The 13,680-nt window shown below is 55.2% G+C and carries 12 protein-coding genes and 2 pseudogenes; 6 read left to right on the forward strand and 8 right to left on the reverse strand.

What is annotated here, in order from left to right:
- Position 1 precedes the first annotated feature (1 nt).
- The 3 genes from ITX55_RS01455 to ITX55_RS01465 are packed head-to-tail and all read left to right on the forward strand — an operon-like array spanning position 2 to position 3,723.
- Complete coding sequence (locus tag ITX55_RS01455) at positions 2 to 1,747, forward strand: fatty acyl-AMP ligase (RefSeq protein WP_223084721.1); 1,746 nt, start codon at positions 2 to 4, stop codon at positions 1,745 to 1,747.
- A gap of 48 nt (positions 1,748 to 1,795) precedes the next feature.
- The gene (locus ITX55_RS01460) at positions 1,796 to 2,794 is read left to right on the forward strand and encodes a fatty acid desaturase (RefSeq protein ID WP_223524983.1); all 999 of its coding nucleotides are present in this window, start codon (positions 1,796 to 1,798) and stop codon (positions 2,792 to 2,794) included.
- 29 nt (positions 2,795 to 2,823) lie between these two features.
- On the forward strand, positions 2,824 to 3,723 hold the full coding sequence (locus tag ITX55_RS01465) for an alpha/beta fold hydrolase (RefSeq protein WP_033650296.1): 900 nt from the start codon (positions 2,824 to 2,826) through the stop codon (positions 3,721 to 3,723).
- A gap of 51 nt (positions 3,724 to 3,774) precedes the next feature.
- On the opposite strand, the gene uspE is transcribed toward ITX55_RS01465, so the two are convergent.
- From uspE to ITX55_RS23955, 8 genes and pseudogenes are all read right to left on the reverse strand, one after another.
- Positions 3,775 to 4,737, reverse strand: a complete 963-nt coding sequence (gene uspE / locus ITX55_RS01470; protein WP_004938281.1) for a universal stress protein UspE — start codon at positions 4,735 to 4,737, stop codon at positions 3,775 to 3,777.
- 126 nt (positions 4,738 to 4,863) lie between these two features.
- Positions 4,864 to 5,628: an FNR family transcription factor gene (locus ITX55_RS01475; RefSeq protein WP_004938278.1), complete on the reverse strand. Its 765-nt coding sequence runs from the start codon at positions 5,626 to 5,628 to the stop codon at positions 4,864 to 4,866.
- Between the two features lie 280 nt (positions 5,629 to 5,908).
- Positions 5,909 to 6,433: a methylated-DNA--[protein]-cysteine S-methyltransferase gene (gene ogt / locus ITX55_RS01480; protein ID WP_004938274.1), complete on the reverse strand. Its 525-nt coding sequence runs from the start codon at positions 6,431 to 6,433 to the stop codon at positions 5,909 to 5,911.
- A 219-nt stretch (positions 6,434 to 6,652) separates the two neighbouring features.
- A complete protein-coding gene (locus tag ITX55_RS01485; protein ID WP_197755924.1) occupies positions 6,653 to 6,964 on the reverse strand; it encodes a hypothetical protein in 312 nt (103 codons plus the stop codon).
- A gap of 306 nt (positions 6,965 to 7,270) precedes the next feature.
- The gene (locus ITX55_RS01490) at positions 7,271 to 8,125 is read right to left on the reverse strand and encodes a tagatose bisphosphate family class II aldolase (RefSeq protein WP_033650298.1); all 855 of its coding nucleotides are present in this window, start codon (positions 8,123 to 8,125) and stop codon (positions 7,271 to 7,273) included.
- A 9-nt stretch (positions 8,126 to 8,134) separates the two neighbouring features.
- Complete coding sequence (locus ITX55_RS01495; protein ID WP_197755925.1) at positions 8,135 to 9,301, reverse strand: SIS domain-containing protein; 1,167 nt, start codon at positions 9,299 to 9,301, stop codon at positions 8,135 to 8,137.
- A 26-nt stretch (positions 9,302 to 9,327) separates the two neighbouring features.
- Positions 9,328 to 9,479, reverse strand: a pseudogene (locus ITX55_RS24175) (DeoR family transcriptional regulator); the annotation flags it as partial.
- Positions 9,480 to 9,539: 60 nt separating this feature from the next.
- Positions 9,540 to 9,617, reverse strand: a pseudogene (locus ITX55_RS23955) (DeoR family transcriptional regulator); the annotation flags it as partial.
- A gap of 660 nt (positions 9,618 to 10,277) precedes the next feature.
- On the opposite strand from ITX55_RS23955, the gene ITX55_RS01505 reads away from it, so the two are divergent.
- The 3 genes from ITX55_RS01505 to ITX55_RS01515 all read left to right on the forward strand — a co-directional run bounded on the left by ITX55_RS01505 (position 10,278) and on the right by ITX55_RS01515 (position 13,673).
- Positions 10,278 to 11,999 (forward strand): lysophospholipid acyltransferase family protein, encoded by a 1,722-nt coding sequence (locus ITX55_RS01505; protein WP_033643203.1) that lies wholly within the window; start codon positions 10,278 to 10,280, stop codon positions 11,997 to 11,999.
- 101 nt (positions 12,000 to 12,100) lie between these two features.
- The gene (locus ITX55_RS01510; protein WP_197755926.1) at positions 12,101 to 12,883 is read left to right on the forward strand and encodes an N-formylglutamate amidohydrolase; all 783 of its coding nucleotides are present in this window, start codon (positions 12,101 to 12,103) and stop codon (positions 12,881 to 12,883) included.
- Between the two features lie 76 nt (positions 12,884 to 12,959).
- Positions 12,960 to 13,673 carry a flagellar brake protein gene (locus tag ITX55_RS01515; RefSeq protein WP_033643201.1) on the forward strand — a complete coding sequence of 238 codons (714 nt, stop codon included), beginning with the start codon at positions 12,960 to 12,962 and terminating at the stop codon, positions 13,671 to 13,673.
- Positions 13,674 to 13,680: the final 7 nt, after the last annotated feature.

The raw sequence follows: 13,680 nt of genomic DNA on the forward strand, positions 1-13,680 counted from the left end.
TATGCACTTTACTGACAACAAGCCTTTTGACGTGCCGCAGACGGCTAATGAACAACAGGCTTATTCTATTGCCGACATTTGTCATTGGCGCGGACTGAATCAGCCTGATGCTATCGCTTATCGATTTCTGCATAATGGCTTGGATGAGTATGAAGTGCTTACCTATGGCGGGTTGCTGCAACGCATACAGACGGTCAGCACATCCTTTACCGTCGCCGCCGCCACACCGGCAGATCGCGCATTGTTATTGTTCCCTTCCGGGCTGGATTACATCGCCAGCTTTTACGCTTGTTTATACAGTGGTGTGATTGCTGTTCCCGCTTACCCGATGTTGTCGCATGCGGACAGTTTGCGTCTGCGGGTTATTATCAACGATTGCCAGCCAAAATATATTCTGACGCATTCATCGTTAAAGTCCTCCTTGCTGGCCTGGTTTGAGCAAGAAGGCATGCCCCTTGGGAAATTTGACGTTATTTTCGTGGATGAAATCCCGCTAATACGAGGCGCATCCACAGCAACAACGTGTGGAGAGATCGCTTTTCTGCAATATACCTCAGGCTCGACGGGGAATCCGAAAGGGGTGATGGTGAGCAACCGCAATTTGATGCATAACTCTGCGTCGATTTATCGTAGTTTCGGTCATGATGCCAGAAGTGTAGTGGTTAGCTGGCTGCCACCTTTTCATGATATGGGCCTGGTGGGCGGTATTTTGCAGCCATTATTTGCCGGGTTTGAAGCAAATATTATGTCGCCGATGACTTTTTTGCGGCGGCCACTGCGTTGGCTTCACGCAATTTCGACATATGGCGCCACCTCCAGCGGCGGTCCTAATTTCAGCTACAAACTTTGCCTCAAGCAGTTCAACGCCCGCCACATGAATGGTATTGACTTATCTTCCTGGAAGGTGGCGTTCAATGGGGCGGAACCGATTCAAAGCGGTACGCTGGCAGAGTTTGAAAAGGTATTTGGCGACTATGGTTTCAGCAAGCAGGCTTTCTATCCTTGCTATGGGCTCGCGGAAGCCACCTTGTTTGTCTCGGGCGGTAGCCCACAAACGCGCTATAGTCGTATCGACGCAGATAAAAATGCGCTGCTACAGTACGAAGTCGCGCGTGCACAAACCAGCAGTGAAAGCCAGCGTATCATTGGGGTCGGCGCCGTAGCGGAAAATACGGTGCTCATTATCGATCCCATCCATAAAACGGTGTTGCCTGATAACCGTATCGGTGAGATCTGGTGTGCCGGGCACAGCGTAGCACAGGGTTATTGGCAGCGGCCGCAGGAAAGTGAACAGAATTTCCAAGCCTACACCGCAGACGGGCGCGGGCCTTATATGCGCACGGGGGATTTGGGTTTTTTCGACAAGGCTGAGTTGTATGTTAGCGGACGTTTGAAGGAGGTTGTCATCATCAATGGAAGAAACTATTTCCCAGCGGATATCGAGCATACTGTGCAATCCGTGTCGCCGGCATTACGTCCGGACTGTGGGGCGGTGATTGCAGTGGATGGCGATGGTGAACAGATGATTGTGGTGCAGGAAATTGAAAGGATACATCAAGGAAAAGTGTCATTGTATGAGTTAAAAGAACAAATAAACGCGCGCTGTTTCCAACAATATGGCATCCGACCCGACAAGATTATCTACGTTGAGCAATCTCAAATTCCAAAAACGACCAGTGGCAAGGTTAAACGGCTGCAGATCAAACAAGCGTACCTGTCTGGCGACTTAAAATGTATTCCATATTGAATATATCCTGGCTATCGACCATAAATAAGAGGGGAGTTGACTGTGGATATGTCCAAGAAAAGAAGATTGATATCATTAGTTAATGAATATGTTGCAGAAGATATATTGTACTCATACTACTGCTTGTTATCCACAGTGTTTTTATGGGTTCTTGGCTATTTTTTGCTTCTCTATGATGTTCCTTTTTATCTTAAGGTGGTTGGCGTGTGCGTGGCGGCGGCACTGAACGTTCGCTTTTTCGTGCTTTATCATGACTATTGCCATCGAGCGCTTTTTCAGCGGCGTAACCGAATAGTTGATGTCATTTTTAGTTTGTTCGGCCTTTTTATTTTCTTCCCAAAGGCGCAGTGGGTCAGTAGCCATGATGAACATCACAGTACCAACTCCATCGTGAATTTGGGCTTCGAATCTATGTTTGGAAATTATTTGTCTGGTTACTTTATGGTGCTGGACAAGAAACATTGGCAAGCCTTGCCGCCAAGGAAACGGTGGCTATATAGATTTCGCCGTTCCCCTCTGGCTATTATGTGCGGATTACCGGTATTCTTCGTATTGCCGAGCATGGTGAAGGGGATGTTAGACGCGAAAACCTGCTGGGCTTCCTTTGTTTCACTGTTGATCCAGACAAGCATTCTGGTTGTGGTCTTCCAATGGGGAGGCTGGATGCTGGTCGCTTTTTATCTAAGCCCGCTTTTCATTGCCACGGCAGTGGGAAGTTATCTTTTTTATGTGCAGCATAACTTTCCGCAGGCAAAATTATATAACCGCTCTCAATGGGATTATATCGATGCGGCAATGAAAAGCACTTCTTACTTCAAAATGGGGCCTTTAATGTCATGGGTGACCGGAAATATAGGCTATCATCATATTCATCACATAAATCATAGGGTTCCATTTTATAACTTACCTAAAGCCATGGAAAACATTCTGGTGCTGAACGAGGTGGAAGTGACTCGTTGGTGCTTTGCGGATATACATGCCAATTTTGCCTGCAACTTATGGGATGAAGAGGGCGAAAATTTCATACGGTACAACGCATTACGTTAACGGCGGTCTTTATTAAGGAGTTAAACACCATGCACTACCAACAGAAGATCTCGGCGTCATATCGCGATGCCGATTCAGCTGAGTTTCGCGGCGATCTTACGCTGAAATTGGTTAGAAACTTAATTAAAGTCGGTGAGGTTATTTCGCCAAGTTACACTAAGGGGAAAATGGAGAGTTTAATCTTCAGACCTAAAAAGAAAAAGCATGACCCCAAGGACAGCTTCCTGGAAACGGCGGAGTCGACAGAGATATTTTCCCTCACTTCAGGCATTCGTTGCCGATATTATCTTTGGGGCGGAGCCAAACCCGATGTGTTGTTGGTTCATGGCTGGGAGTCCAGAGCCTCACATTTTGCCAAGCTGATCGATATCTTGGTCGCCAAGGGATTTTGCGTTGCGGCATTCGATGCGGTAGCACATGGCAGGTCTGACGGTGTAGAAGCCGACATGCTGGACTTTATGGAATGTATCTCCCGCCTTCATGAACTTTTTGGCGGAATCGATAGCATTATTGGCTACAGCTTCGGCGGTATTTCCGCGATAAATGCGGTAAAAGCAGGGCTGAGCGTCAATCGACTGGGAGTGATAAGTTCACCGTCCAGTTTTTACGGCATTTTTGAAAAACTGTCCATGCAGTTGCAGCTCTCAAAGAGCATGCATGAACATTTGGCAGAGGTCATCACGCGTCGCTATCGTATTGATGCCGATGGTTGGGATCATTACAGCACTTATCACGGCGTGGCAGAGCAAAGGGTTCCTCTGGTTGCTATTCATGATGCAAACGATAGTTATGTCCATAAAATTGAAAGCGACATCCTGGTGGATGCCTGGCCAAACGCGACGCTGATCGAAACCCAGGGGTTGGGCCACCGGCGAATCATTACTTCTGAAGCGGCAATGCAGGTGTTTTGCGATGCGTTGTTAAAGTGAAAGGAAAAACCGCTCACGACGCAGCGAGCGGTTTATGATTAGTGTTAATAGTTAATCTTCGTCGTCGTGTTCGTCGTCTTCATCCGCCTCGATCGGGCAGTTGAAGTTCTCCGGCTTAATCACCAGCAGATCGCATTTCAGATGATCGATCACATGTTCCGCCGTGTTGCCGATAAAGGCGGCTGAAATGCCGGTGCGGCCCAGGGTGCCCAGCACCACCACGCCGGCCTGCAGATGTTCGGCCAGATCGGGGATCACCTCTTCCGGCAGGCCTTTTTCCACGTGGGTGAACTCTTCCTTAATGCAGAATTTTTGCCGTAGCGCCTTCATGGCGATCAGATGCTGGCCGCGAATGGCGTCGTTGTAGACGCTTGGGTCGAAGTCGGGCAATTCGATGGCGATGTTGATCGGGGTAACGGGATAGGCGCCGACCAGGTGAACCTCGGTCTGGTTGACGTTTTGCGCCAGTTCGACGGTTTCTTGCACCAGTTTGATATTGAGCGGGTCGTGATAGGGTTCTTCGCTGGCCAGATTGACCGCCACCAGCGCCTTGCCGCCTTCCGGCCAGGGCTGGTCTTTCACCATCCACACCGGGCAAGGGCATTTGCGCAGCAGGTGCCAGTCGGTGGGGGTAAAGATCACCGACTCCAACCGGTCGTGTTGGTGCGCCATTTTCAGCAGCAGGTCATGTTGGCCAGAAAGCACTTCCTGAATGATGGCTTCGAAGGGGCGGTTATGCCAGACCACTTTGATTTCGATCGGCACGCCGTCGTTGAGATAGAAGCGACACTGCTCGTTGATCCAGGCGGCGCGTTGGCTGATCACACCTTGCCGCATCGCCGTTCTTTCATCCGGGGAGAGCAGGGTCGTCATTTCGTAAGAGAAGTCATAGATGGGCAGGAAGGCCTTGATGCGCCCGCCGTTCCGTTTTACCAGGTACACGGCGCGGCGCAATGCCGGCTGATCGTCCTGATTGGGGTCAATAGCCACCAGAAGATTCTGATACTTCGCCATAGGGCCTCCTTACAGCTGAAATCAACAGTCTGTTAATTTACAGAGTAACCCAACATTGAAAAACAGAACAACAACAGAAGCGTGCCGGATCAACAATTTCGGGGAAATGGTGATCCGGCAGGAGAATCAGGCGTTGACGGTCACGTTGATACGCGGCGTACCGGCCAGCACCGACAGGGCGTCGGCGTTTTCGATGGTGATATATTTGCCTTTCACGCTGAGGATTTCGCTTTTCTGGAAGCGACCCAGCAGTCGACTGATGGTTTCCACCGTCAGGCCGAGATAGTTGCCGATATCGCCGCGGGTCATGGTCAAACGGAACTCGCGCGGAGAGAAACCGCGCTCCGCAAAGCGGCGCGACAGGTTGTAAACGAACGCCGCCAGGCGCTCTTCGGCGTTTTTCTTCGACAACAGCAGGATCATGTCCTGGTCGCCTTTGATCTCGCCGCTCATCAACCGCATGATCTGCTGACGCAGGTTTGGCATTTTGCCGGACAGATCGTCGAGGGTCTCGAACGGAATTTCGCACACCATCGAGGTTTCCAGCGCCTGGGCGAAGCTTGGGTGCTTCAGGCCACCGATGGCGTCAAAGCCCACCAGGTCACCCGCCAGGTGGAAGCCGGTGATCTGCTCGTCGCCTTGCTCGGTGATGGTGTAGCTCTTGATGGTCCCGGAACGGATCGCGTACAGCGATTTCAGCTCGTCGCCGGCCTTGAACAGGGTCTGGCCTTTCTGAATAGGCTTTTTCCTCTCGATAATGTTGTCGAGCTGATCCAGCTCGTGGGCATTAAGGGTGAAAGGAATGCACAGCTGGCTGATGCTGCAGTCCTGGCAATGGATCGCACAACCACCAGACTGGATACGACGAATCACGCGTTTTTCCGGGATCATAGATTACGCTCATTCAATAATTGATATGAGTCAATTTTAACATCTTTTGCCGCAGCTGATAAGGGTAGCATTAGTCTGAATAGGGGCATTGTGTGCGAATTTTACGCACACATGCCGCCGATTATTCTGTAGGGGACTGAAGTTATGAGTATTATTTGTGACTTACGCGTTTTATTCACACAAGTTATTCATGGGGCCCAGCGGCCTGCGAGCGTGGCGTTGAGCAATGGGCTTTATTAAGCGTCGCCAAACAATGGCGCCGGATAATCGCCTGGCGCGGCTACAGCAGGCTTTTAGGCAGGTAGCCTTCGTGCTGCAGCAGCCATTGTTTGCGCTGTACGCCGCCGGCATAGCCGGTCAGTGCGCCTTGCGAACCGATCACTCGGTGGCAGGGCACGACGATGCTGATCGGATTTGAACCGTTGGCCATGCCGACTGCGCGCGAGGCGGTCGGACGGCCGATGCGTTGCGCGAGCTGGCCGTAGGTCAGGATCTCGCCGCAGGGGATTTGGCGCAGCTGTTGCCAGACGGTGCGTTGGAACTCGGTGCCGGCGGTCATCACCGGCAACCGATCGATAATGCTCAGTTCACCGGCGAAATAGCGCTGCATGGCGTCGGTCAGCCCGCTGGGATCGCGCTGTTCGCGCAGGGTGAACCGATCGGCGCGGTAGTGGGTATTCAGCAGCTTCATCAGGCGCGCTTCATGATCGGTCCAGTCAATCGCCCGCAGGCGCCCCTGTTCATCGGCAATCAGCACCAGTTCTCCCACCGGCGTGGCGGTACGATCAATCAAAAAAGTCTGCATCTGGATCACTCCTCGGTTTGGTAGGGCGATTATCGCATGAAACGCAAGGGAGCGATGGCGGATTTCGGACATGCTGATGGGCGACCGCAGGGTCGCCCGAATAGCCGGCTTACGGTAAGGCGGGGAGTTATTGTGCGATAAATTTATAAAATAAATTTATAAGTCATCAAGACAAGTTGTGTCTTGTTTATTATTTCCGCAGGCAGTAACGCTTTGTGGTTACTTATAGCTGATGGTCACGCGTTTTAAATGGGGATCGTTATTCACCATCTCACTGCTGACGGCAGAAACTAATTCTTTTGGCATCGCTTTTAACGAAGAGGATATATACCCGTTCTGATATTCCGTCACTTTACCGAAGCAGCTGGAGATAAGCTTTTCATCCTGATGTTTGACGGTGCATGCAGGCGTGGTAATGGCGCCGGTGAAGCGGACGACGCCAGAGGCGACCTGGCTGCCGGAAAGCTGTTTTGCTTGCAGAGCGAAGGGCAGAATGACCAATGCGCTTAATACGGCTAAGTAATGGTTCATACGCTGTTCCTTTCAGAGTAAAAACACTGCCAATTAAAAAACAAGCGCGCTTGTTTTCATCAAATAAGCTATTTCGCTTGGCGAAATAAAAACGAATGGGCAAAAATCCTACTGCCTGCATTCAATGAATTTGATAATAGAGAGGTAGGATGAGTAAAACCATGATTTGGATCATAGTGAAGACCGGTTAATGGTTTCAGACGCGGGCGGGATAACAGGCTGTGATCGTTCTCTCAGGAAAGCGGAAAATGGCGGGATGTTTTCGCCCCCGTGGTGCAGCCACTGAAACCGGGGGCGGGCGTGGGCTTACAGCATGCCGCTGCTGCCGCAGATACGGATCTTTTCCGCCACCACTTCTTTCATCGCCAGCTTGCCGGGGACGATGTATTTGCGCGGATCGTTGGCATCCGGATGCTGTGAAAAGTAGCTTTTTACCGCATCGGCGAAGGCGATTTTCAATTCGGTGGCGACGTTGACCTTGCAAACGCCGAGCGAAATCGCGCGCTTGACCATCGCTTCCGGAATGCCGGAGGCGCCATGCAGCACCAACGGCACGTCTACCTGTTCGCGGATCAGCGCCAGGCGTTCGAAGTCCAGCTTCGGTTCGCCGTGATACAGGCCGTGGGCGGAACCGATCGCCACCGCCAGCGAATCGATGCCGGTGGCGGCGACAAACTCGCGTGCCGCCACCGGGTCGGTATAGAAGCTGTCCGCCGTATCGACGATCAGATCGTCCTCTTGCCCGCCCAGGCGGCCCAGCTCCGCTTCCACGCTGGCGCCGTAGCGATGGCACAGGGCCACTGCGGCGGCCACCTTGGCGATATTCTGCTCGAACGGCAAATGGGAGCCGTCGATCATTACCGAGCGGATGCCGCTTTTCACCTTGTGCTCGATGTCATCGAGCTCTTCGTGATGATCCAGATGCAGCGCCAGCGGCAGATCGTAGCGGTGCGCGGCCGCCTGACAGATACCGATCAGGTAGTCGGTGCCGGCATAGCTGAAGGTGCCGGGTGTGCCGGCCATGATCACCGGCGAGCGCAGCTCGGCGGCGGTCTCCGCCACCACCTGCACGGTTTCCAGATTGTGAACGTTAAACGCCGGAACGGCGTAACCCTGGCGCTGCGCCTTGAGCAGCATGTCTCGGTTGGCTATCAGATACATGGGATCTCCTTACAGCTCGGGGGAAGGAAAACGGTAAATCGTCACGCCTTTCACCACCCGGTTAACCTCGCCGGTCGGGCAAGGGTTGTCTGGTGTCAGCCCCAGCGCCAGCGAACTCTCGAAGGCCAGCATTTGGGTGAACAGCAGATACGGGAACAGCAGCCAGATATCGTCTGCCGCATCGTGCATATGCAGCAGGGCATCAGCGAGGGGTTGGCGCTCGCCGGTCAATCCGACCAGCTGCATCGCCTGCCCATCGCGCTGCAGTTCGTTCCACAGATCGCGGTCATACTGGCGGGCGTAGTCGTCGCGCGAGAACATCAACACCACCAGCGTCTGGCCGTCGACCATGAATTTCGGACCATGACGCAGGCCGAGCGGCGAGTCGTAGCGTGTCACGATTCGCCCGGCGGTCAGCTCCAGCATCTTGAGCGAGGCCTCTTCGGCGAGGCCGGTAAAGCAGCTGCCGCCGAGGGTGATGTAGCGGCGGAAGCCGCCGGCGGCCAGCGCTTTCACCTGCGGCTGCAGCGTTTCTCGCAGTGCGCGGCAGCGCTGCACCATGGCGTGCAGCGGCGCCTGGGTGGCCTCGAGCGACAGGGGGCCGAGCAGCAGCGCGGCGCTCAGCATCATGCAGCTGAAACTGGAGGTCATGGCGAAGCTCTGATCGTTAGAACCTTGCGGCATCACCAGCGAACAGATGTTGTCGCGCCGATGCGCATACTGCGCCAGCTTGCTGTCCGGGTTGCACACCAGCATCAGGTGGTAGCTTTCCGGCAGCAGTTGGTCGGCCAGCTCCACCGTCGCCACGCTCTCCGGGCTGTTGCCCGAGCGGGCGAAGGAGACCAGCAGCGTCGGCCGCTCAGGGTCGAGATACTGCAGCGGGTTGGCGACGATATCGGTAGTGCCGTAGGCCACCACGTCGCGGCCGGTGCGTTCGCGCAGCCAGGGGGCCAGGGCGCGGCCGGCGAACGCCGAGCTGCCGGCGCCGCACAGCACGATCTGCAGGCGCGGATTGACCAGCAGCGGCGCCAGAAACGGCTGCCATTGCGCCTGTTGATCCTGCAGCTGCCGGTGCAGCGCCGCCCACAGATCCGGCTGTTGCCAAATTTCTGCGGCGGTGTGCCAGGCGTTGCGCTGCTTCAGCCAATTCGCCTCGTAAGAGAAATACGCGTTCATGATGACAGCTCCTTAAAAATCCTCGGTTAACGGTCGGCGATAATCACGTCGATCCCTAAAGGGTGCAGCGCCTGCAGACAGTGTTCTGGAATGCGGCTGTCGGTGACCAGGCGGTGGATCTGGCCGATGTCGCGATCGTGCAAAAACTTGTGCGGCCGAATTTGCTAGCGTCGGCGAGGGTGTGTTTGACGTCGCGATTGATGCGGATGGTGACGCTGGAGACCGAAAGCAGCTGGCTGAGCGGTTCCACGCGCACCGCGCCTTCGCGGCACAGCGGGTCGATAATTAATTCCCGGCGTTTTGCGGTAGTGATCATTAACGCAGACTCCTGATTTACCTGTAGCCGTGCCCGACCGCGGCTTAATAAGCCGCAGCGATACCGACCGGAGCGCTTTCAGTTGTTCGTGGCGAATTACAGCAAACGAAACACTGAAATGCAATCGATTAATTTTAAAATATCTATATCTATCAGTTGTTTATATTTGTTTTTGCTTTCATTTGAGCGCCAACCGAAAGCAGCGTCAACGCAAACTGAAAACGGCAAATTCGTTATTTTTCAGTCGACAATTCCCGGCATTTAATTATTCAGTCCGTCGAGGCCGAAAGCCGCAGCGATAATTCGGCAGCCGCCGGGCTTTCACTGTTTTTTTATGCCGGCGCGTGTAATAGCGCCGCATTGCAGCGGGTGAGGGTGAACGACAGCGGCCATGCGTTTCTCTCCGGCGATCCGTTCGTGGCCCATCCCGGCGAGGATCTGCAGCCGATAGCGCCTGCGTGAGGCGGTGAACCGCCGCATTGAAGCGTTGCTGGCGCCGATGTGAGGGGAAGTGGGGGCGAAAATGCGTCTTTCGCTCCCAAATCGCCATTACTTTGCTATACCTGATAGTCGATGGATTCATTTTATTGTCATGTGACTGACATGTCAGAGTCATGGCTCTGGCTTAAGTTTGCAGCGACTACGTCAGGAGATAACGCGATGTTCAGCCTGGATTCTCTGTTGCAAGATGCATTTCCACACCGCAATACCCCTGCCTGGCAGCGCAGCCTGCTAAGAACCCTTCTCTTCGAAAAAGAATTCAAACAGTTCGCCGCCGACTATCCTCACCTGAAAGGGCTCGATCTGATCGAGCAGGTGGTGGACTACTTTAACCTCAGCTGCGAGCTGGTGGACGGCGATCTGGAAAACATCCCCAGCCAGGGGCCGGTGGTGCTCGTGGCCAATCACCCGATCGGCTCGCTCGACGGACTGGTGCTGTTGCGCGCCGTCGCGGCGGTGCGTCCGGATGTGAAAGTGGTGGCCAGCCAACTGCTGACCTACATCGAACCGCTGCGCAACCTGTTCGTGCCGGTGGATAACGTCGCTTATAAAACCAGCCGCAAACAGATAGAAGGCATGCAGCAGCAGCTGGACAATCAGGGCGCGCTGATCCTGTTCCCGGCCGGCGAAGTGTCGCGCATGAGCCCGAAAGGCATCCGCGACGGCCACTGGCATACCGGTTTTCTGCGTCTGGCCGCCAAGGCGCGCGCGCCGATCGTGCCGATTCATATCAGCGCGCGCAACAGCAACCTGTTCTACTTTACGTCGCTGGTCTACCGTCCGCTGTCGACGCTGCTGCTGGTGCGTGAAATGTTCCAGCAGCGGGGCGGGCGCATCAGGATCCGCATCGGCGGCCGCGTGCCGTTCGCCAACTGGCACGACGGCCACACCAGCGCCAAGGATCTGGCGGAGCGCTTTCGCCGCCACGTTTATCGCCTGGGCCAGGGCAAACCGGGGCTGTTCGCCAGCGAATCGCCGATCGCGTTGCCGGAAGAGCGTCTGGAGCTGAAAAAGGCGCTGGCGAACTGCGAAAGACTGGGGGTGACGCCGGACGGCAAAACCATCTATCTCTATCGCCGTCACGATGAAGCGCGCACGCCGATCCTGCGCGAGCTGGGGCGCCTGCGCGAGATCGCTTTCCGCGCGGTGGGGGAAGGATCCGGCCGCCGCCGCGATCTGGACAGCTACGACGACGATTATTATCACCTGGTGCTGTGGGATGAAGAGGAGCTGGAGATCGTCGGCGCCTATCGTTTTATCCCCACCGCCGAACAAATCGCGCGTAAGGGCCTGGAGAGCATCTACAGCAACAGCCTGTTCCACTATGATCGCGATATGGAACCGATCCTGGCGCAGGGCATCGAGCTGGGGCGCAGCTTCATTCAGCCGGCCTATTGGGGCAAGCGCGGGCTGGACTATTTGTGGCTGGGCATCGGCGCCTATCTGTCGAAATACCCACAGTATCGCTATCTGTTCGGCCCGGTATCCATTTCCGGCGGCATGCCGCTGGCGGCGCGGGATCTGTTGATCGCCTTCTATCGGCTCTATTTCTCGCCGGACCACGCCTTCGCGCAGTCGCGTCGTCCTTATCCGGCGTCGTTGCCGCAGGTGCTGGCGCAGTTTGCCGGGGATAACTACCAGGAAGATCTGGTGCGGCTGAAGAGCCTGCTCAGCAACATCGGCTGCTCGATCCCGACGCTGTACAAACAGTACACCGAGCTGTGCGAACCGGGCGGGGTGCAGTTTATCGACTTTGGCACCGATCCGGCCTTCAACAACTGCATCGACGGCCTGGTGCTGGTGGATACCTCGCGGCTCAAGCCGTCGCGTTATCAACGTTATATTGCGGTGCATCAGCCGCAGGAAGCCGAGACGGCATGATCGGCGTCTGACTCATGCCTTTTTGATCTAAGCACGACCTTGGGGCCGGCGACGGGATAGCGCTACGATAAACGTTTTGCTTTCCACCGCCGGAGCCTTTCATGCCTCATTCGTTTATCCCGCCGTTATTGTCCGCCGATGAACCGCCCGCCGCCGCCGTTGAAACCCCGCGCGGCAAAGCGCCATTTTTGCTGCTGTGCGATCACGCCGGCAAGGCGATACCGCAATCCCTCGGGGATCTCGGCTTACCGCCGGGGGAGATCGAGCGCCACATCGGTTGGGATATCGGCGCGCTGGGCGTATCGCGCCATCTGAGCCGCCAACTGGACGCCACGCTGATTCATCAGCGTTACTCACGGTTGGTGATCGACTGCAACCGGGCGCCCGGCATCGCCAGCTCGATCCCGCATTTGTCTGAACTGACGCCCATCCCCGGCAATATCGGCATCGACGCCGAACACGCGCTGGCGCGTGAGCGCGAGGTATTTTTACCGTATCACCACGCCATCGACGAGCATCTGGGGCAACGCCAACTGCGCGAACTGCCGACGGCGGTGATCGCCATGCACAGCTTCACGCCGGTGTTCAAGGGCCAATCGCGCCCCTGGCAGGTGGGGCTGCTGTTTAACCGCTACCCGGAATTTGCGCTGCTGTTGGCTGAACTGCTGCGTGAAGAGGGGGATCTGCAGGTGGGTATTAACGAACCTTATGCGATGACGGACGCCACCGATTACACGTTGCCGGTGCACGCGGAGCGCCGCGGTTTGCCTTACGTCGGCATCGAAATTCGCCAGGATTTGGTCGCTGACGAACGCGGGCAACAGGTATGGGCGAAACGTTTCGCGCGCCTGCTGCCGCAGGCCTGGCAACGCTGGCAAATTTGACTTTAGGAATATTCCCAGAGATGATAACCGTAAGGAATACGTAAGACGTCATTAGAAAAAAAGTCAGGAGACACGTGTGGAGCACAGCGATAACGGACTGTTTATCAAACGGGAGCGTTTTGAAGTTCTGGCGATTCTGCGAGAAATTTGCAAACAACGCACGCCGCTGCGCGTAGAAAATCAGCAGCACCGGTTTCAAAGTCTGTTATTGAGCGTCGGGCCGGACAATATCGTGTTTAGCGGTGAGGAAGCCTCGAGCGCCATCGACGGCGCTTGCACCATCGTGATTGAAAGCAACGACGCCAAAATCGAGTTTTCCGTCCCCCAGGCGGAGCTGACCGAACATCAGGGCGTACAGGCCTGTTCGACCCGGCTGCCGCAGGAGCTGGTCTATATCCAGCGTCGCCGTCAATTCCGCATCACTACGCCGCACTGGCGCCAATTCTTTTGTACCGGCGAATACCCGGACGGCACGCCGTACGAGCTGCGGATCCACGATCTCTCCGCCGGCGGCGTCGGTTTACGCTTCGACGGCCCGCTGCCGGATTTCTTCCAGCCAGGCTTGCAGTTCAAGAAAGCGGAGCTGGATCTGGGCAGCTACGGCAGCTTCAAGGTCAACATGGAGCTGGTGGTGGTCAACGACGATCAGGAAACCGACGATAACGACCAGGTGGTGCACTTCTCGCGCCTGTCATGCCGCTTTCTTAAGCTCGGATTGGCGATGGAGCGCAAAATTCAGAGCGCCGTGTTCGCCTTCGAGCTGGATTTCAACAAAAAGAAAAAACGCTGATCCTCTG

The sequence above is a fragment of the Serratia sp. EWG9 genome, assembly GCF_019913725.1.
Taxonomy (GTDB): Bacteria; Pseudomonadota; Gammaproteobacteria; order Enterobacterales; family Enterobacteriaceae; genus Serratia; species Serratia ureilytica.